The following is a 1,343-nucleotide window of genomic DNA, read 5'->3' on the forward strand; positions in this document are numbered from 1 at the left end:
ATGAGCCAAGGTCGTCATGCAACGCCAGTGAAGTTGGCGAAGAAAGAACGAGAAGAACTGCTGTCGCTGATCGAGCGGAAGACCGCTACTCAGCGAGATGTGATGCGGGCCCGCATCGCGCTGTGGGCGCACGAAGGACATCCGAATACAGTGATTGCTCGAGAACTGCGCGTATCGGTGCAAACGGTCTGCGCGTGGCGCAAGCGCATCGCACAGCACGGTGCGGAGGGCCTGCGCGAGGGTGAGCGTAGCGGTCGTCCGCCACGCATCACGCAAGAAACGCGACTGCAGTTGATTGCGTTGGCATGTGAAGCACACGAACCCGAGGGACGGGTTACGCCGACACTGGACGAGATAGTGGCGCGCGCGATCGAGCGTGGCATTGTCGAACAGATCAGCCGCAGCCATGTGCAGCGCATTCTGCAGGCTGGCGACGTTCGACCGCACCGGGTCCAGCAATGGCTACACAGTCCCGACCCGGCCTTTCGCGAGAAGGTCAATGTGATTTGCAAGCTGTACCGCAAGGCGCCCAAAAACGCGGTGGTGCTCAGCATCGACGAGAAGACGGGCATTCAAGCCATCGAGCGCAAGCACCCGGGGCGCGCGCCGGCACCGGGACGGCTGCGTCGTCGGGAGTTTGAATATATCCGGCACGGCACTCAGGCGCTGATTGCCGCGCTAGATGTGCATACGGGCCAGGTGCTGGCAGACTGCCGCGAGCGGCGCACCCAGGACGACCTGGTCGCCTTCATGGAGCGCGTGGCGGTTGCGCACCCGGGCAAACGGGTGCACGTGATTTGGGACAACCTGAATACGCATCGCGCTCAGGCCGTCTGGCAGGCGTTCAACGAGCGGCATGATCAGCGGTTTCACTTCCACTTCACCCCGCTGCACGCGAGTTGGGTCAATCAGATCGAACTGTGGTTTGCCCGCTATACGCGTCGTGTGCTACGCCATGCCAGTCATACCAGCACCGGGCACCTGCGCGAGCGCACCGAGCAGTTCATGCACGAGCATAATCAGGCCGCACGTCCCTTCAAATGGACTTTCCGGGGCTATCCGTTGCAAACGGGCACATCGTAATCGAGAGACAGACATGCCAGCCATCCCCACTAAACATTACGCGACTGAACTTCAGCGTCAACTGCGCAGCTTGCTCGGCCATGAGCAGATCGTCACGCAAGCCTACGGGCGGCACCTGCTGATCAAACGTCTCGATGATGAGGAACCGACTGTTGTGGCGCGCCTTACCGAGCTCGCCCGCAATCGTTATAGTGCCGCCTTTCGCAGCCACACCGGGCGATGGGAGCCGCTGCCGGGCACAGGCTCACTCGACGAGATGG

General features: G+C 61.7%; 2 protein-coding genes. Both read left to right on the forward strand.

From position 1 onward, the window contains the following. Positions 1 to 1,083 carry an IS630 family transposase gene (locus AWB74_RS44570; protein ID WP_061152804.1) on the forward strand — a complete coding sequence of 361 codons (1,083 nt, stop codon included), beginning with the start codon at positions 1 to 3 and terminating at the stop codon, positions 1,081 to 1,083. A 13-nt stretch (positions 1,084 to 1,096) separates the two neighbouring features. Then, on the forward strand, positions 1,097 to 1,343 hold a 247-nt coding region (locus tag AWB74_RS44575), incomplete at its 3' end, for a hypothetical protein (protein WP_061152805.1).

The sequence above is a fragment of the Caballeronia arvi genome (assembly GCF_001544695.2).
Classification (GTDB): Bacteria; Pseudomonadota; Gammaproteobacteria; order Burkholderiales; family Burkholderiaceae; genus Caballeronia; species Caballeronia arvi.

Excerpts from the sequence above, each read along its gene's own strand:
- AWB74_RS44570 (WP_061152804.1), top strand. The coding sequence starts at position 1 with ATGAGCCAAGGTCGTCATGCAACGCCAGTGAAGTTGGCGAAGAAAGAA.